This is a genomic window from Streptomyces sp. NPDC111606 (genome assembly GCF_055656945.1).
On sequence record NZ_JBVKBY010000009.1, the window covers coordinates 130,037 to 148,628 of the forward strand.

General features: G+C 71.1%; 11 protein-coding genes. 6 read left to right on the forward strand and 5 right to left on the reverse strand.

The features are described from left to right. Nucleotides 1-3 precede the first annotated feature (3 nt). The 4 genes from ACZ7M7_RS29740 (at nucleotide 4) to ACZ7M7_RS29755 (ending at nucleotide 8,229) form a co-directional block, all read left to right on the forward strand. On the forward strand, nucleotides 4-2,430 hold the full coding sequence (locus ACZ7M7_RS29740; RefSeq protein WP_472121954.1) for a penicillin acylase family protein: 2,427 nt from the start codon (nucleotides 4-6) through the stop codon (nucleotides 2,428-2,430). Nucleotides 2,431-2,764: 334 nt separating this feature from the next. Further along, on the forward strand, nucleotides 2,765-4,141 hold the full coding sequence (locus tag ACZ7M7_RS29745; protein WP_472121957.1) for a cytochrome P450: 1,377 nt from the start codon (nucleotides 2,765-2,767) through the stop codon (nucleotides 4,139-4,141). Beyond that, nucleotides 4,116-5,132 (forward strand): (-)-alpha-amorphene synthase, encoded by a 1,017-nt coding sequence (locus ACZ7M7_RS29750; RefSeq protein ID WP_472121960.1) that lies wholly within the window; start codon nucleotides 4,116-4,118, stop codon nucleotides 5,130-5,132. The genes ACZ7M7_RS29745 and ACZ7M7_RS29750 overlap by 26 nt, the downstream gene beginning before the upstream one ends. 187 nt (nucleotides 5,133-5,319) lie before the next feature. Next, complete coding sequence (locus tag ACZ7M7_RS29755) at nucleotides 5,320-8,229, forward strand: helix-turn-helix transcriptional regulator (protein ID WP_472121963.1); 2,910 nt, start codon at nucleotides 5,320-5,322, stop codon at nucleotides 8,227-8,229. 2 nt (nucleotides 8,230-8,231) lie between these two features. Here ACZ7M7_RS29755 and ACZ7M7_RS29760 read toward each other — a convergent pair whose 3' ends face one another. Beyond that, nucleotides 8,232-9,782, reverse strand: coding sequence for an acyl-CoA synthetase (locus ACZ7M7_RS29760; protein WP_451178347.1), 1,551 nt, complete (start codon nucleotides 9,780-9,782; stop codon nucleotides 8,232-8,234). Nucleotides 9,783-9,805: 23 nt separating this feature from the next. Further along, the gene (locus ACZ7M7_RS29765; RefSeq protein ID WP_472121966.1) at nucleotides 9,806-10,915 is read right to left on the reverse strand and encodes an NAD(P)H-dependent flavin oxidoreductase; all 1,110 of its coding nucleotides are present in this window, start codon (nucleotides 10,913-10,915) and stop codon (nucleotides 9,806-9,808) included. A 168-nt stretch (nucleotides 10,916-11,083) separates the two neighbouring features. Here ACZ7M7_RS29765 and ACZ7M7_RS29770 point away from each other — a divergent pair, with 168 nt between their 5' ends. Next, the gene (locus ACZ7M7_RS29770) at nucleotides 11,084-12,856 is read left to right on the forward strand and encodes a serine hydrolase domain-containing protein (protein WP_472121968.1); all 1,773 of its coding nucleotides are present in this window, start codon (nucleotides 11,084-11,086) and stop codon (nucleotides 12,854-12,856) included. A gap of 22 nt (nucleotides 12,857-12,878) precedes the next feature. Here the strand turns inward: ACZ7M7_RS29770 and ACZ7M7_RS29775 are convergent, their stop codons facing one another. Continuing rightward, nucleotides 12,879-13,730: a helix-turn-helix transcriptional regulator gene (locus tag ACZ7M7_RS29775; protein ID WP_472121971.1), complete on the reverse strand. Its 852-nt coding sequence runs from the start codon at nucleotides 13,728-13,730 to the stop codon at nucleotides 12,879-12,881. 54 nt (nucleotides 13,731-13,784) lie between these two features. Between ACZ7M7_RS29775 and ACZ7M7_RS29780 the strand changes: the two genes are divergently transcribed. Further along, on the forward strand, nucleotides 13,785-14,624 hold the full coding sequence (locus ACZ7M7_RS29780) for an SDR family NAD(P)-dependent oxidoreductase (RefSeq protein ID WP_472121974.1): 840 nt from the start codon (nucleotides 13,785-13,787) through the stop codon (nucleotides 14,622-14,624). Nucleotides 14,625-14,636: 12 nt separating this feature from the next. Here the strand turns inward: ACZ7M7_RS29780 and ACZ7M7_RS29785 are convergent, their stop codons facing one another. Both ACZ7M7_RS29785 and ACZ7M7_RS29790 read right to left on the reverse strand, forming a co-directional pair. Next, entirely contained in the window at nucleotides 14,637-16,214 is a 1,578-nt protein-coding gene (locus ACZ7M7_RS29785) for a phytoene desaturase family protein (RefSeq protein WP_472121977.1), read from the reverse strand. Between the two features lie 74 nt (nucleotides 16,215-16,288). Continuing rightward, nucleotides 16,289-18,529, reverse strand: coding sequence for a serine/threonine-protein kinase (locus tag ACZ7M7_RS29790; protein ID WP_472121980.1), 2,241 nt, complete (start codon nucleotides 18,527-18,529; stop codon nucleotides 16,289-16,291). Nucleotides 18,530-18,592 lie beyond the last annotated feature (63 nt).

The following is an 18,592-nucleotide window of genomic DNA, read 5'->3' on the forward strand; positions in this document are numbered from 1 at the left end:
ACCATGCGCACCCGCCCCAGACGGTTCGTCGTCGCGGCCGTCGCCCTGCTCGCCACCGTGGCCGGGCTGCCCGCGGCCGCGGCCGACCGGCAGGATCGGCACAACCGGCACGAAGAGCCGTCCAACGGCAGTATGTCCGCCGTCGTCCGCTATACCGAGTACGGCATTCCGCACATTGTCGCCAAGGACTACAGGTCCATGGGCTTCGGCACCGGTTGGGCGCAGGCCGCCGACCAGGTGTGCACGCTCGCCGACGGGTTCGTGACCGTGCGCGGCGAGCGTTCGCGTTTCTTCGGCCCGGACGCGGCGACCGACCTGTCACTGTCCTCGGCCACCAAGAACCTCTCCAGCGACCTGTACTTCCGTGGCGTACGCCAGACCCGAACCGTGGAGAAGCTGCTCGCCGCACCCGCACCGCGCGGCCCGAGCCGGCAGGTCAAGGACCTCATGCGTGGCTTCGCCGCCGGGTACAACACCTGGCTGGAGCAGAACCGGATCACCGACCCCGCATGCAAGGGCGCCGCCTGGGTGCGGCCGATCACCCCGCTGGACGTGGCCGCCCGCTCCTACGCCTTCGCGGTGCTCGGCGGTCAGGGCGGCGCCGTGGACGACATCACCTCCGCACAGCCGCCCACCGGTTCGGCCGCCCGCGGCAAGGGCATCGGGACGAGCCCGGATGCCACGGCCCTGATCCGGGCCGTGCGCGAGCGGACCGCCGACGCGGACATGGGGTCGAACGCGGTCGCCTTCCGCGGTGACACCACCGCCAACAGGCGCGGTCTGCTGCTGGGCAACCCGCACTACCCGTGGCACGGCGGACGCCGCTTCTGGCAGGCGCAGCAGACGATTCCCGGCGAGCTCGACGTCGCCGGCGGGTCACTGCTCGGGTCGCCGACGATCTCCATCGGCTACAACTCCCATGTGGCGTGGAGCCACACCGTCGCGACGGGTGTCCCGTTCAATCTGCACAGGCTGACGCTGGATCCGGCCGACCCCACGGTCTACCTCGTGAACGGCAGACCCGAGCGGATGAAGAAGCGGACCGTGACCGTCGCGGTCCAGGGCGGTGCCCCGGTCAGCCGCACCCAGTGGTGGACACGGTACGGCCCGGTCGTCGCGTCCACCGACGGTGACCTCCCGCTGCCGTGGACGGCGACGACGGCGTACGCGCTCAACGACCCGAACGCGGCCAACATGCGGTTCGCCGACACCTCGCTCGGCTTCAGCAAGGCGCGCGGCACGGCCGGCGTTCTCGCGACCCTCGCCCGGCACCAGGGGCTCCCGTGGGTGAACACCATCGCCGCGGACCGCTCGGGGCACTCCCTCTACACCCAGTCGCAGGTACTGCCCCGCATCACCGACGACCTCGCGGCGCGGTGCTCCACGGACCTCGGCAGGGCCACCTACCCGGCCGCGGGACTCGCGGTCCTCGACGGCTCCCGCGGCGACTGCGCGCTCGGCAGCGACGCCGACGCCGTTCAGCCCGGGATCTTCGGGCCCGCGCGCATGCCGACGCTGAAGGACGCGCCGTACGCGGAGAACTCCAACGACAGCGCCTGGCTGGCCAACGCCGACCGGCCGCTCACCGGCTACGAGCGGGTCTTCGGCACCATCGGCACGCAGCGCTCCCTGCGCACCCGCGGCGCGATCGAGGACGTGGCGGCGATGGCGGAGCGGGGCGGTCTGACCGTCCGGGATCTGGAGCGCCAACAGTTCAGGAACCACGTGCCGGCAGCCGCCCTGGCCGCGACCGACACGGCGAAGGCGTGCGCCGCACTGCCGGGCGGCACCGCAACGGGCAGCGACGGCAAGGCGGTTGATGTCACGCAAGCCTGCCCGGTGCTCGCGGCGTGGGACCGCACCATGGACACCGGCAGCCGGGGTGCCCTGCTCTTCGACCGGTTCTGGCGGAAGCTGACGGCGAAGGTGCCGGCCGCCCAGCGGTGGAAGGTGCCGTTCTCGGCGGCGGACCCGGTGCGCACTCCGCACACGCTCAACACCGGAGCTCCCGGTTTCGCCACGGCCCTCGCGGACACGGTCGCCGAACTGCGGGCGGCGGGCATCGCCCTCGACTCCCGCCTCGGGGAGCACCAGTTCGTCGTGCGCAACGGTCAGCGCATCCCCGTTCCGGGCGGCACCGAGGGACTCGGGGTGTGGAACAAGATCGAGCCGGTGTGGAACACGGCTCAGGGCGGCTACACCGAGGTGACGACCGGCTCCAGCCACATCCAGGCGGTGGGCTGGGACGACGGCCGCTGCCCGGTGGCCCGTACGCTGCTGACGTACGCGCAGTCGTCGAACCCGAACTCGGCCCACTTCCGGGACCAGACGCGGTTGTTCTCGGGTGAGAGGTGGGTGACGGCGCGGTTCTGTGAGAAGGACATCCTGTCGTCGCCCGTCCTGAAGGTTATCCGCGTGCGCGAACGCTGAGCGAATGTGGTCCCGTCCCCCATGGGGCGGGACCACACCTGCGTGACGGATGCACCTGGCCGTCGAAGTACGATCACAAACGACCATTTGGCCGAGTGCTTCTTTTGCCTCTCTGTGCTCCTGTGCGCCCCTTTGGAGAAAGGTTTCGGGAAACCGAACACCGCTCGGACTGGGCAGGACTTGTCTCAAGGATCAAGTCCGTGGCGCGTTCCGCGATTTCGCGTGCCGCGTCAGGCAGGAGGTATTCATGAGCCGTGTTGTTCCCGCACAGGAGCGAGTATGGCGGACAGGTACTGCACCAGGCATATTCCCCATCCTCGGTCACGGTATCGCGTTGTTCCGCCGACCGCTGGCGTTTCTGAATTCTTTGCCCTCGTACGGGGATCTGGTCGAGATACGGCTGGGCCCCCAGCGTGCCTGGATGGTGTGCCACCCGGAGCTGGTCCACGAGATGCTCAAGGACCCGCACACCTTCGACAAGGGGGGCCCGCTCTACGACAGGCTCGGGAAGCTGATGGGCGACGGCCTCGTCACCTGCCGACAGCCGACGCATCGGGAGAAGCGCAAGCTGTTACAGCCCGCCTTCCGCCCTTCCCACGTCGCCGAGTACACGGACCTGGTGACCGAGGAGGCTGAGGCGCTGTACCGCGCATGGCCGGTCGGTCAGGACGTTCCTGTCACCGAGGCGATGATGGCGCTCACGACACGGGTGACCAGCCGTGTTCTCCTCTCCGATTCCCTGGACGACCGGACGACTGCCGAGGTGCGGGACTGTCTCACCGCGGTCGTCCGCGGCCTGTTCGTCCGCACGGTCGTACCGATCGATGCCCTGTTCCGCCTTCCCACCCCCGCCAACCGGCGCTATCGGCGCGCGCTCTCGCGCCTGCACGAGATCATCGACACGGCGATCGCGGAGCGCCGCCGGGGCTCCGACCGCGACGACGTGCTGGGCACGCTGCTGAAGGCCGCGAACGGCGACGGACCGACCGCGGCGATCACCGATCAGGAGGTCCACGATCACCTGATCACGCTGCTGCTGACCGGCGTCGAGACCCAGGCGCTCGCCCTGTCCGGCGCCTTCAGTCTGCTGGCCCGCAATCCGGAGGCGGAACGACGTCTGCACGCCGAGCTCGACTCCCTCCTCGCCGAAGGCCGGCGGCCCGGTCCCGAGGACCTGCCGCACCTCGTCTACACCCGGTGCGTCGTCTCCGAAACGCTGCGCCACTCGTCGCCCGGTTGGCTGTTCACGCGCGTCGCCACCAAGGAGACGGAACTCGCCGGATGCCGCCTGCCCAAGGGAGCCGCCGTCCTTTACAGCCCCCACCTCCTGCACCACGATCCCTCGTCGTTCCCGGAACCCGAGCGTTTCGATCCCGACCGCTGGCTGCCCGGGCAGCCCACCGCCGAACAACGTCGCGCGATGATGCCGTTCTCCGCGGGCAACCGTAAGTGCCTCGGTGACGAGTTCGCGATGGTGGAGGCCACCCTCGCGCTCGCGACCATCGCCGGCCGCCGACGCCTGCGTCATCTGCCTGATCATGCCGACCGGAAACCGCGCCCCGGGATCACGATGGGACCGCGCTCGCTGGTCATGATCTGCGAACCCCGTTCCCGTACGCCCTCCCCCGACTCGCGCACGCGCCGAGCGACGGCCGACCGGCGCACGTCGGATACCCGAACGGCAGGTGACCACGGTGTCGACGACGCATGAGGAAATCACTCTGGGCGTACCGGACGGAATGCCGGACTTCAATCTCCGGGACCTGATCGACACCAACCTCCATATGCCTTTTCCGTTCCGGCGGAATCCACATGAAACCGAGGCCGCGACCGGGGTCGACGCATGGCTGAGGGTATGGGGGCTGACGGACGAACCGGATGTGGCGGCGATGATCGCGCGCACTCGGCCCGCCGAACTCGCGAGCTACACCAGCCCCACCGTGGATTTGGGCGTCCTTCAGATTGTGGCCCACCAGATCGCCTATCAGTTCGTCTTCGACGACCTTGCCGAGGACCTCGGCCGAAGCTCTCCGGGCAGGCTGCTGCCCATGCTGTGCGAGAGTGTCGCGATCCTGCGGGAGGGGCGACCGCCCCGCACTCGCCTCGGAGCTGCGCTGGCCGATCTCCATCGCCAGGTCCGGGAGCAGTGCACCCCCGCGCAGGCTTCCCGATGGGCCTGGCAGAGCTGTGAATACGTGCACGGCCTGTTGTACGAAGCCGTGGCCCAGGCCCACCCCCTGGTGCTGCGCACCGGCGACTGCACCTCCATACGGTCGCTGACCGCGGGCGTCGAGCCGTTCTACCCGCTGTACGAGGGCGCCCGAGCGAGCGAACTGACCGACGCCGACGTGCATCATCCCGTCGTGCGGCGACTGAGCCGGCTGTCGGCCGACGCGGCGGTATGGACGGCCGATCTGTTCTCCGCGGTGAAAGAACAGCACGCGGGCGAAATGATCAACCTTGCCCTGGCCCACCAGCGCGAACGACGGTGCTCCCTGCAGGCCGCCGTGCTCCTGGCCATCGAGGACATCAACAGCGCGATCGAGCAGTTCCAAAGGCTGCGTGCCGGGATCGAACCGGCGTTGAGCCCCACGGGCATCGCCTATGTGGAGGGCATGATCGGCTGGATCCGCGGGTGCTACGACTGGGCCCGCACCGTGCCTCGCTACGCGGATGTGACTTCGGTGCCGGCCGTGCCGTAGCCCCTCCTGATGTGCTCCCGCTTCCGCTTCACCCGGGAGACGTCCATCCGTGTCCACTACCCAGCGGGCGGGCGTTCTCCCACCTACAGTGAACGATTCACCCTATGGTGCTCAATTCGTCCTGCCGCACCTCGCCGAGGCGTACGCTCGGCTCCTCCGAGCCGAACGACAGAAGGCGGTACGGCACATGGCGATGGAGCCGCGGCACTCGATCACGGAACAACGGACGTTGATCGAGCGCCGACGGGAACTTCAGGCCCTCGACGCCGCGTTCAAGCAACTGCGACGCACCACGGACGGTGTGCCGCAAGCCAGGCGCAGGGGGCTGCTCGCCTTCAGCGGACCGGCCGGACTGGGCAAGACAGCACTCATGACGCAAGCGCGTGAGCGCGCCATGACATCGGGATTCACCGTGCTGTCGGGCAGAGGCGGGGAGAAGGAACAAGGGTCGGCGTTCCGCGTGGTGCGCCAGCTCGTCCAGCCCTCGCTGGCGAGGATGGACGGAGCGGAACTCCGCGCCTTCCTGGGAAGCTGGTACGACGTCATGGCCGCCGTGCTCGGCCTCGAGGCGAGGGGCCCCGCCCCCGCACCGGATCCGACCGGGGTCCGCGAAGGCCTCGACTGGGTCATGACCTGCCTCACCATCAGGAAGGCACCCGTTGTCCTGCTCCTGGACGACCTGCACTGGGCGGACGCCGAGTCCCTGAGCTGGCTCGATTCCTTCGCGTCACGCGTCGATGACCTCCCCCTGCTGATCGTGGTCGCCTACCGGCCCGAGGAACTGCCGTCCGACGCGGGCGAACTCCGTACGCTCGTCGGACATCACGGAGAGCGCCCCCACGACCTCGCATGCCTCACCGCCGACGGCGTGGCACAGATCATCAGGAACCAAGTCGGTGACAGAGCCGAAGACGTGTTCTGCAAGGAATGCTGGTCGGCCACCGGAGGGAGCCCCTTCGAGACGGTGGAGCTCGCCATCGGCCTCGCCGAGCGGAAACTGAGCGGCAGCGAGGGTGACCTGCCCGCGATGCGTGAACTGGCCGCCGCGATCAAGGGTCCGGGGCTGATCGAGCGTCTGGAAGGCCTCGACACCGCGACCGTCCGCTTCGCGCACTCCGCTGCCGTGCTGGGATCGCCCTTCTCACCCCAGCTCGCCGCGACCATCGCGGTACTCGGCGACGAGACCGCCGCCGAGGCGACCCAGAAGCTCCGCGCGGCACGGATCCTCAGCGACGGCCACGGCCCTGAGGGTGAGCTCGAGTTCGTCCACCCGCTGATCACCACGACGATCTACCGGTCCATCCGCTCCGGCTTCCGGGCCGGTCTGCACAACGCGGCCGCGGACGCGGTCCTGAACGCGGGATACGGCCCCACCGCCGCCGCCCGGCACCTGCTGGAGGTGCCCAGTGAGGGCAGCCCCGAGACGGTCGAATGCCTGCGCGAGGCCGCTCGCGAGTACCTCGGCGCCGGGGCGACCGAGGCCGCCCGGCGCATGCTCACCCGTGCGCTGAAGGAGCCACCGCTCCCCGAGGACCGCGCCGCGGTCCTGCACGAACTCGCGTGCGCCACCTTCCTGATCGAGCCCACGGCCACGGTGCGGCATCTCCAGCAGGCGCTGGCGGAGCCGGATGTCGACCCCGACCTGCGCGCCTCCATCGTCTATCGGCTGACGACAGCACTCGCCCATACCGATCGGATGGCCGAGGCCGCGACCGTGGCCGCAGAGGAGGCCCGGCAGGCCACGAATCCGCGCGTCAAACTGCGTATGCAGGCCGATCAGTTCGTCTGGAGCACGATGCGCGCCGACGATCCCGACTCACCCGCCCGCTCCCGGACCCTGGCGCGGCTGGCCGAGCAGCTGCCCGGCCGCAGCCTGGAGGAGCGCTACATCCTGGGACTGCGGGCCTGGGATGCCGTCCTGCGCGGCGAACCGCGCCGGACCGCCCTCGCCTATGCGGAGAAGTCCCTGCGCGGCGGCATGAGCTGGACCGATGAGAACCGGGGCTTCGAGGTACCCCTCTCGGTCGCCCTGGTGTTCATGTACAGCGACCAGCCGCGACGGGCCGAGGAGTTGTTCGAGCAGGGGATCGCGGAGTGCGTGGGCAAGGGCTGGCACGGCTCCCACCTGGCCTTCGGCCAGTCCATCGCCGGCTATGTCCGCTACCACCGCGGTTGTCTGGCCGAAGCCGAGGACCTGGTCCGGGAAGGTCTGCGCATCGCCGACAAGGTGGACGGCATCGTGGCCGCCCAGTGGTACGGCGTCAGCGTCCTGATCCAGACGTTGCTGGCCCGTGGACGGATCACCGAGGCTCGCGCGCTCGCCGACGACAACCACTTCGGTGAGATGGCTCCGAACGCCGTCATCTATCCCGACCCGCGCACCGTGTACGCGGAACTGCTGCTGGCGGAGGGACGGCACGCGGAGGCGGCGGCGCTGCTGTCCGCGGTGGGGGACTGGCTGGACGGACGGGCCTGGCGCAATCCGGCCTGGTGCCCGTGGCAGCTGCACCTCGCGACCGCGCTCGCCCCCACCGCTCCGGACGAGGCGATCCATCACGCCCAGGACGCCGTCAAGCGTGCCCGGGACTTCGGTGCCGCCTCCACCATCGGGCAGGCCCTCCACACCCTCGCCGAGGTGACCGGCGGGCCTGCCTCACTCGACCTGTACGCGGAGGCGATCGACCAACTGGAGCAGTCCCCCGCCTCGTACGAACTCGCTCGCGCCCAAGTCGGCCACGGCGCCGCGCTGTCCCGCAACGGGCGGCTCCAGGAGGCCGCCGACCGGCTCTACCAGGGTCTGGAAGGCGCCGTCCACTGCGGAGCCGAGGCGCTCGCCGCCCGCGCCCGGGAGGAACTCTCGACGGCCGGTCTGCGCCCGCTGCCCCTGCGCTACGTGCAGGCGGACACACTGACCGCGCAGGAGCACCGTACGGCCCAACTGGCCGTCGAGGGACGCCCGGTGACTGTGATCGCCAAGGAACTGCACCTGACCGAACAGGGCGTGCGGCAGTTGCTTTCCAGCATCTACCGCAAGTTCGGCACCGACGCGGCAGGCCTCGCCAAGGCCTTGGAGGCACCGTCTCGTATGCGTCATTGACGTCACACGGGGCGCGTGCGCCCCTCCCAGTACGGTTCCCGCAACCGCCGCTTGTACAGCTTCCCGTTGGGATCCCTTGGCATCTCGGCGATGAAGTCCACGCTCTTGGGCCGCTTGTACCCGGCGAGCTGCCCGGCACAGTGGTCGAGGATCGCGGCGGCGAGGGCAGGGCCGGGCTCGTGGCCGGGGGCCGGTTCGACGACGGCCTTGACCTCCTCACCCCAGTCGTCGTGCGGGATGCCGAAGGCGGCGGCGTCGGCCACGGCCGGGTGGGCGAGCAGGGCGGACTCGATCTCGGCCGGGTAGATGTTGACCCCGCCGGAGATGATCATGTCGATCTTGCGGTCGCGGAGGAAGAGATAGCCGTCCTCGTCCAGACAGCCGAGGTCGCCCACGGTGAAGAAGTCGCCGATGCGGTTCTTCTTCGTCTTGGCTTCGTCCTTGTGATAGCTGAAGCCGCCGGTGTTCATCTTCAGGTAGACGGTGCCGAGTTCGCCGGGAGCGAGCCGGTTGCCGTCGTCGTCGAAGATCGCGAGCTCGCTGATCGGCCAGGCCTTGCCGACCGTGCCGGGCTTCTTCAGCCAGTCCTCGGCGGTCGCGAAGGCCCCACCGCCCTCGCTGGCGGCGTAGTACTCCTCCACGCAGTGGCCCCACCACTCGATCATGGCCCGTTTCACATGGTCGGGACACGGGGCGGCGCCGTGGATGGCGTGCCGCATGGAGGAGACGTCGTAGCGGCCCCGTACGTCCTGCGGAAGCGCGAGGAGACGGTGGAACTGGGTCGGGACCATATGGGTGTGCGTGCACTTGTGGTTGTCGATCTGGCGGAGCATGTCCTCGGGCGTCCACTTGTCCATCAGGACCAGTCCGTGGCCGATGTGCAGGGACGCGCCCGCGAACTGCAGGACCGCGGTGTGGTAGAGCGGCGAGCAGACGAGGTGCACGTTGGCGTCGAACGGCTTGATGCCGAAGATGCCGAGGAAGCCGCCCAGGTAGGACTCCTCGGGCGGTTTGCCGGGCAGGGGGCGGCGGATGCCTCGGGGGCGGCCCGTCGTACCCGAGGTGTAGTTCATGACCCAGCCGAGCTCGCGTTCCGCGGGCGCCGACTCCGGTTGTCCGTCGACGAGTTCGGCGTACGGCCTGAAGCCCTCCACCTCGCCGACGGCGTACCGGTGGGTGGCCGGGAGGCCGGCCTCGTCGGCGGCCTGGCGCGCGGGGTCGGCGTAGCGCTCGTGGGCGATGAGCACCTTGGCGCCGGAGTCGGCGACGATCCAGGCGATCTCGGGGCCGACGAGATGGTGATTGACGGGGACCAGGTAGAGGCCGGCCTGGGTGGCGGCCAGGTATGCCGTGAAGAACTCGACGCTGTTGGGGAGGACGACCGCGAAGGCGTCGCCGCGTCCGAGGCCGGCCGCACGCAGGCCGTGGACGAGACGGTTGGCGGCCGCGTGCAGGCGCCCGGCGGTCCACTGCTCGCCGTCGGGGGCGACGAGGACCGGGCGGTCGGGGTCGGCGGCGGCCTGGGCCCAGAATCCGACCGGCGGGGTGCTCACGGTGGGGGTGGCGGGGGTGCTCGTCACTGGCCGCTCCTTCCGGCGATGCGGTTGATGCGGTGCACGGCCTGCTCGAAGCCGCGGGTGAGGTCGTCGACGACGGCCTGGACACTGCGTTCGCTGTTCATCCGGCCCACGATCTGCCCGACGGGTGTGCCGAGCAGCGGCTCGACCTCGTACTTCTGGATCCGGGAGACGGCCTCGGCCACCAGGAGTCCCTGCAGGGGCATGGGAAGGGTGCCGGGCCCGTCCGGGTCGTCCCAGGCGTCGGTCCACTCGGTGCGCAGCTGGCGTGCGGGCTTGCCCGTCAGGGCGCGGGAGCGGACGGTGTCGCCCGAGCCGGCGGCGAGCAGTTTGCGGGTCAGGCCGGGCGAGTGCAGATCGGCCTCTGTGGTGGTCAGCCACATGGAGCCCAGCCACACACCCTGGGCGCCGAGGGTGAGTGCCGCCGCCACCTGTTGGCCGCTGCCGATGCCCCCGGCAGCCAGCACGGGCAGGGGGTCGACCGCCTCCACCACCTCCGGGGTGAGCACCATGGAGGCGATCTCACCGGTGTGGCCGCCCGCCTCGTAGCCCTGGGCGACGACGATGTCGATCCCCGCCTCCGCGTGCTTGCGGGCGTGCCGGGCACTGCCCGCGAGCGCGGCGACGAGCACGCCCCGGTCATGGGCGCGTTCCACGACATCCGTGGGCGGTGAACCGAGGGCGTTGGCGAGCAGCTTGATCGGATAGTCGAAGGCGACGTCGAGCTGGGTGCGGGCGACCTGCTCCATCCACCCGGTGATCCGCCAGCCGGACGCCTCGCCCTCGGCCAGTTCGGGCACCCCGTACTTGGCCAGGGTGTCCATGACGAACTGCCGGTGCCCTTCCGGGATCATCGCCTCGACGTCGGCTTCCGTGACGCCCTCGACCTTCTTCGCGGGCATGACGACGTCCAGGCCGTAGGGCCTGCCGTCGACATGTGCCTCGATCCAGTCGAGGTCGCGTTTGAGGTCGTCGGGGGCGGTGTAGCGGACCGCGCCGAGCACACCGAAGCCGCCGGCCCTGCTGATGGCCGCGGCGACGGCGGGGAACGGCGTGAAGCCGAAAATGGCGTGCTCGACTCCCAGTTTCTTGCTCAGCTCCGTCTGCATGGGCGCAGGATGCCGCAGACCTCCGGACGACGGAAGGCCTTTTCTGATACACCGTCAGATCTCTTGAGCGACCGTCCCGTTGACACCACTCCCACCTGACACGAAAGTTTCATCACGCAAGGTGATCCCGGAAAGATACTTTCAGCCGGAGTGGCGGGAGGAACCTCGATGACCGACGGCAGAACCGGACTGACCAGGCGTCAACTGGGCAGAACCGCGATGGCCTTGGGCGGCGCCCTGGCCATCGCCCCCTTGCCCGCGGGACCCGCGGCGGCAGCACAGGCACGCACCGCAAACCCCACCCTGCGCCACGGATCCCCCGAACGCGCGGGCCTCCTCCCCACCCATCTCCGCCAACTCGTCACCGACGCCGAGAGGTTCCTGGGCCCCTCCCCCAAGCACCCCTGGTACGCCGGCGCCGTCCTCCTCGCCGGCCGCGGCGGCACGGTGGCCCTGCACCAGCCCATCGGGATGGCCGTGCGCTACGAGGCGTACGACGAAACGAGCGACACCGGCGTGGAGTTTCCGTCGGACCAGCAGATCCGGATGGCCGAGGAAACCGTCTTCGACCTGGCCTCGGTGTCCAAGCTGTTCACGTCGATCCTTGCGGTGCAGCAGATCGAACGGGGTGAGCTCGGGCTGGAGGCGACGGTCGCCTCCTACCTCCCGGACTTCGGCCGCGCGGGCAAGCAGGACATCACGGTCCGGCAGCTCCTGACCCACACCTCGGGGTTCCGCGCCTGGATCCCGCTGTACAACGCGCCGACGTACGAGGAGAAGCTCCACCTCATCTGGAACGAGGCGCCGCTGAACCCTCCGGGCACCAAGTACCTCTACTCCGACCTGAATCTGATCTCCCTCCAGCTCGTCCTGGAGAAGATCACCGGCCGCGGCCTCGACGCCCTCCTCCACGACGAGATCACCGGCCCGCTCGGCATGCGCCGCACCCGCTACAACCCGCCCGCAGCCTGGAAGCCGGGGATCGCGGCCACCGAGGACGCCCGGCTGCCGTGGTCCGGCCTGGACCGTGGACTCGTCTGGGGTGAGGTGCACGACGAGAACGCCTTCAGCCTGGGTGGGGTCGCGGGCCACGCCGGCGTCTTCTCGAACGCGTGGGACCTGGCGGTCCTCGGCCGGACACTGCTCAACGGGGGCGCCTACGGCAGGTGCCGCATCCTGGAGCCGGAGTCCGTGGAGCTGATGTTCACCGACTTCAACACCGCCTTCCCCGGCGACGAGCACGGCCTCGGTTTCGAGCTCTACCAGCACTGGTACATGGGCGCCATGGCCACCCCGCGCACAGCGGGGCACACCGGTTTCACCGGCACCTCCCTCGTCCTCGACCCGACGACCGACTCCTTCCTCGTCGTCCTCGGCAACTCGGTCCACCCGGTGCGCAGTTGGCGCTCCGGTTCCGCGCCCCGGGTCGCCGCGGCCGACAACATGGCCCGTGCCGCAGCGGTCCGCCCGCGCCACGGTCGTACGGCATGGTTCTCGGGAATGGCGACCGCCACGAGCGCGACCCTCGCGCTCCCCACCCTCGACACGTCCTCCGGCGAGGCAGAGCTGCACTGCGCCCTGTGGTGGGACACCGAGCCGCAGGCGGACGTCCTCGTCCTGGAGTCCACGACCGACGGCGGCACGACCTGGACTCCGCTCCCCTTCGCGACGAAACGCCAGGGCGAGCGGCCACAGGCCCACCCGACCGGCGCCGTCACCGGCTGGTCGGGCCGCGTCTGGCACCGCCTCACGGCTCAACTCCCCGCGCACCGCCAGTTGGTGCTCCGCTGGCGATACACCACCGACAAGCTGTACGTGGGCCGCGGTGCGTACGTCGATGGTCTGCACGTCGAGACGGCGCACGGCGTCCTCTTCGACGAGGCCCGGCCGGCGGACGCGGCGCGGATCACGGCGAGCGGGTGGACCGCTTCCGCGAACTGACCGCCCAGCCGGCGCCGACGACTCAGCCGGGCACGTCCAGGCGTTGCGTGCCGAGGACGGACAGCAGTCGTAGCGCCTCCTCGGACGGCGTGCCCGGCGTGGCGGTGTAGATGACGACCCGCTGGTCGCGGTCGGCGATGTCCAGGACGTCGCAGTTGACGGTGACGGGGCCGACGACGGGGTGGTCGAAGGTCTTGCGGAGCGTGGGTGCGGCGGTCACGTCGTGGGCCGCCCACAGCCGGGCGAACTCCTCGCTGCCGTCCAGAAGTTCGCTGATCAGCGCGGTGAGTTCCGGGTCGTCCGGGTAGCGGGCGGCGGCGGCGCGCAGTTGCTGGGTCGAGTTCCGGGCGAACTCCGCCACGTCCGAGACGCCGTAGAGCGCCCGCCCGTCCCGGTGCGGTCCGAGGAAGGCGCGCCGGACGAGGTTGCGGTCGCTGCGGGGCAGGGCGGAGAAGTCCTCCATCAGGGCGGCCGCGAGGTCGTTCCAGGCGAGGATCTCGAACGTCGCCGAGATGACGGTCGCCGCGGCGTGCGGCAGCCGGTGTATCAGGTCGACGATGCTCTGCCGGACCTCGCGCGCCGGCCCCGGCGGCGGTCCGGGCGGGGCCCCGGCGAGATGGTGGAGGTGGGCTCGCTCCGCGTCCGTCAGGCGCAGGGCTCGGGCCAGCTGGGCCAGTACCTCGCGGGACGGGTGCAGGGCGCGGGCCTGCTCGAGGCGGGTGTAGTACTCGGTCGAGATGAACGCCAGCTGCGCCACCTCCTCGCGGCGCAGCCCCGGAGTGCGGCGGCGCGGCCCGGCCGGAAGCCCCACCTCGCCGGGGGCGATGCGCTCGCGCCTGCTGCGCAGGAAGTCCGCCATCTGTCGTCGGTCCACGTCTCCAGTGTGCGCGGGCGAACGGCCGCCGAGCCAGGTACCACCGGTGCCTGGATGAGCGGCGCGGCCGGTCACAGGCTCGATCGCATGGACAACAACGCACCCATCGGCATGGACAACACACCGATCACACCGACAGGCCTGCTCGACGGCAAGGTCGCGTTCGTCACCGGCGCCGGCCGCGGCATCGGCGCAGCCGCCGCTCGGCTGTTCGCCCGGGAAGGGGCCCGCGTGCTGCTCGCGGCGCGCACCGAGACGCAGCTCAAGGCGGTCACCGAGGACATCCGGGCGGCCGGGGGCACCGCCGACCACGTGCGGTGCGACCTGGCCGACGGGGACAGCGTCCGGGCCGCCGTCGACCGGGCCGTGGAGCTGTACGGCCGCCTGGACGTCGCCTTCAACAACGGTGCGACGATCCAGCCGCCCGGTCCGCTGGACCAGCTGACGGAGGCCGAGTTCGACCGGGTCGGCGCGGTCAACCTCCGGGGACCGTGGCTGGCCATGAAGGCCGAGATCGCCGCCATCCGAGCCACCGCCGGGCGCGGGGCGATCGTCAACAACTCCAGCGTGGGCAGCCTGGCGGCCAACCCCGAGCTGCCCGTGTACGGCGCGATGAAGCGGGCCGTCAACAGCCTCACCGCGTCGGCGGCCGTCACGTACGGCCGGGAGGGCATCCGTGTCAACGCCGTCGCACCCGGCCTCACCCGCACCGAGATGGTCGACGAGTGGGAGCGGAACTCCCCCGGCATCATCGACCGGCTCACCGCACAGAACCCGTTGGGCCGGGCCGCCGACCCCGAGGAGGTCGCCCAGGCTGCCGCATGGCTGCTGAGCGACCGCGCGTCCTACGTCACCGGCGTGATCCTTCAGGTGGACGGCGGCGTCCGGGCCTGAGCCGGGAGGGCGTCAGTCGCCGACCGCCTCCAGCACCGCCATCGCCGCGTTGTGCCCCGGCACCCCGCTCACCCCTCCCCCGCGCACCGCGCCCGCCCCGCACAGCAGCACGTTCGGGTGGCGGGTCTCCACGCCCCAGCGGCCGGTGTCCTCCTGGGCGTACGGCCAGGCCAGGTCGCGGTGGAAGATGTTGCCGCCGGGCAGGCGCAGGTCACGCTCGAGGTCCAGCGGGGTCTTCGCCTCGATGCAGGGCCGTCCGTCGGCGTCCGTCGCCAGACAGTCGGCGAGCGGCTCGGCGAGGTGGGCGTCCAGCTGGGCGAGCGTCGACTTCAGCAGTTCGTCGCGTACGGCGTCGTTGTCGCGCTCGAAGAGCCGGGCCGGGGTGTGCAGACCGAACAGGGTGAGGGTCTGGTAGCCCCGCTCGACCAGGGCGGGGCCGAGGATCGTCGGGTCGGTCAGCGAGTGGCAGTAGATCTCGGACGGCGGGGCGGCGGGGAGTTCCCCGGCGGCGGCCTGGGCGTGGGCGGTGGCCAGCTGGTCGTAGCCCTCGGCGATGTGGAAGGTGCCGGCGAACGCCTCACGCGGGTCGACGGAGCTGTCGCGCAGCCGGGGCAGGCGCTTGAGCAGCATGTTCACCTTGAGCTGGGCGCCCTCGGCGGGGGCCGGGGTGGTGCCGCCGGTGAGGGCGGCGAGTTCCTGCGGGGAGGCGTTCACCAGGACGTGCCGGGCGGCGACGACGCCCTCACCGTCGGCCGTGCGATAGCTGATCTCCGCCGTACGTCCGTCCGTGTCGATCCGTACCGCCTCGTGCCCGGTGACGAGGACCGCGCCGGCGTCGCGTGCGGCCGTGGCCAGGGCGTCGGTGAGGGCGCCCATGCCGCCGACGGGGACGTCCCAGTCGCCGGTGCCGCCGCCGATCACGTGGTACAGGAAGCAACGGTTCTGCTTGAGCGAGGCGTCATGGGCGTCGGCGAAGGTGCCGATCAGGGCGTCCGTCAGGACCACGCCCCGGATCAGGTCGTCCGTGAAGCGGTCCTCGATCGCGACGCCGATCGGCTCCTCGAAGAGGGTCCGCCAGGCTTCCTCGTCGTCCACCCGGCGGCGCAGTTCCTCGCGGCTCGGCAGGGGCTCGGTGAGTGTCGGGAAGACCCGCTGGGCGACCTCGCCGGTCATGGCGTAGAAGCGCTGCCAGGCCGCGTACTCGCGCTCACCCCCGGTCAGCCGGGCGAACGCCTCCCGGGTGCGCCGCTCGCCGCCGCCCACGAGCAGTCCGGTCGGCCGTCCGTCCCGGTCGACGGGCGTGTACGAGGAGACATTGCGCGTACGGACGCGGAAGTCCAGGCCGAGGTCCCGGACGACCTTCTTGGGCAGCAGGCTGACCAGGTACGAGTAGCGGGAGAGCCGAGCGTCGACGCCGGCGAACGGGCGTGTGGAGACCGCGGCGCCCCCGGTGCGGTCCAGTCGCTCCAGCACCAGCACGGACCGTCCGGCCCGGGCCAGGTAGGCGGCGGCGACCAGACCGTTGTGGCCTCCGCCGACGATAACGGCGTCGTACGTACGGTGTCCCGGGTGTCCCTCGTGTGCTGGCATGGTTCTTCGTAACACGTGATGATCTAGGTCGGCCATAGGTGGGACGCACCGGAGTCACGCCTCGCCACCGGGCTTCACCGGCCTCCGGACGCCCGCTGCTGCCGCAGCACCGCCACCCTCCGGTACAGTTCGACCGCCTCCGCGCCCCGCCCGAGCTGCTCCAGGCAGTGGGCCTCGTCGTTCCGGCTGGCGAGGGTGTCGGGGTGGTCGGCGCCGAGGACCTGTTCGCGGGCGGTGGCCACCCTGCGGTACTCGGTGAGCGCATCCGGCCAGCGGCCCAGCCAGCCCAGGCTCACCGCGACCTCGCGTCGGCTGACCACGGTGTCGGTGTGGTCGGGTCCCAGCACGCGCTCACGGATCGCGCACACGTCACGGGACTCGGCGAGGGCCTCCTCCCAGCGCCCGAGGCGCCCGAGGTTCACGCCCAGGCCGTGGCGGGCGCGCAGGGTCTCGGGGTGGGCGGGGCCGTGGACTCGGGTGCGGTCGTCGATCAGGTCGAGGTAGAGCTGGAGCGCCTCCGCGCTCCGGCCGAGGCGGCCGAGGCTGATGCCGACCTCGTAGCGGGCGGCGAGCGTGTCGGGGTGGTCCGGGCCGAGGGCTTGGGCGCGGGCGTCGGCGACGTCGCGGTAGGTCTGCAGGGCCTCGGTCCAGCGGCCCAACTGGCCGAGCGCGTAGGCGACTTCGTAGCGCGTGACCAGGGTGTCGGGGTGGTGCGGGCCGAGGACGCGGGCGCGCGCGACGGCGACCTCGCCGGCCATGCGGTACGAGTCCTCCAGGCGGCCGAGCCTGCTCAGGTTGAAGGCGAGGTTGTGGCGGCAGCGCAGCGTGTCGGGGTGGTCGGCGCCGATCGCGCGTTCCCGTGCCGTCAGTACGGACGTGTAGACCTGGTGCGCGTCGAAGTGGCGGCCCAACTGGCCGAGCACGTATGCCATTTCCTGCCGGGCGGCGAGCGTCTCGGGGTGGTCGGGGCCGAGCGAGAGGCTGCGGGCGCGGGCGACGTGCTTGTACTCCCGCAGGGCGTCGGCGGCGCGGCCGGTGCGGCTGAGGGTGAAGGCGACCTCGTAGCGGCTGGCGAGGGTGTCCGGGTGGTCGGGACCGAGGAGGTGCTCACGCTCGGCGGCGACGGCCCGGTGCACCTCGCCCGCCTCGGTCCAGCGGCCCAGTCGGCCCAGGCTGAGACCGGCGTTGTGCCGTCCGGCCAGCGCCGCGAGCGCCGCCGCGGAAGGGGCGGGCGCTTCGTCGGGTTCGGCGGGCCCCTCGGGCCGGCCGGTCGTGGGCCGGGGGATCCACTCGCCGGTGAGCCCGGCCCCCGCGTCCGGCGGTGTGGTGCGCAGGCCGGCGCCGGTGGCCTTGTGGCCGGTGGTCATGCCGCGGGTCCAGGACGGCAGGCGGGGCTCGCGGGTCACGGGCGCCGGGGGCCTGAGCTCCGGCTGCGGGGTCACCACGGTCGGCACATACGCCGGTGTCGTACGGCCCAGGCCGATCCGGCGGCCCAACTCGCGTCCGTCGTGCGGGCGTTCCTCGGGGCGCTTCGCCAGCAGGTCGAGGATGACCTGCTCGAAGTACTCGGGCAGCTCGGCGCGGTGGCTGCGCGGCGGCCGGGGCGCGGTGTCGCGGTGGCCGACGAGGATCGCCCAGGGGTCGTCCAGGTCGAACGGCGGTACCCCGGTGGCGATCTCGTACAGCACGCACCCCAGCGAGTACAGGTCGCTGCGCTGGTCCACCTCCTCCCCGCCGATCTGCTCCGGCGACATGTAGTGCGGGGTGCCCATCGCGATGCCGGTGCCGGTCAGCCGGGAGGTGAAGCCGATGTCATGGGCGAGGCGCGCTATGCCGAAGTCGCAGATCTTCACCGTGCCGTCGGCGAGCCGCATGATGTTCGCGGGCTTCAGGTCGCGGTGCACGATGCCCTGCTGGTGGGTGTAGGCGAGGGCGGCGGCGACCTGGTCGGCGATCTCGACGACGTCCGCGACGGGCAGCGGATGGTGCTTGTTGTCCTCCAGGAGCTGGCTGAGATTGCGCCCCTGGAGCAACTCCATGACCAGGAACAGAACCCCGTCGGACTCGCCGAAGTCATGGACCACGGTCACCCCGCGGTGCTGGAGAGCCGCGGCCACCCGCGCCTCGCGGCGAAACCGCTCCCGCAGGACACGCATGAAGGAGTGGTCGTGATGCGGTCCCAGCGGCTTGAGGCACTTCACGGCGACATGCCGGCCCAGCGACTCGTCGCGCGCACGCCAGACCTCGCCCATACCGCCGCGCCCGATCGGATCGAGCAGTCGGTACCGGCCCTGGATCAGCCTGCTGTCCCCCATCGCCCGCGATCGCCCCCCGTCACGGTCAGCCTTGCCCTCCCCCGGCTCGTCCAGTATGGCGAG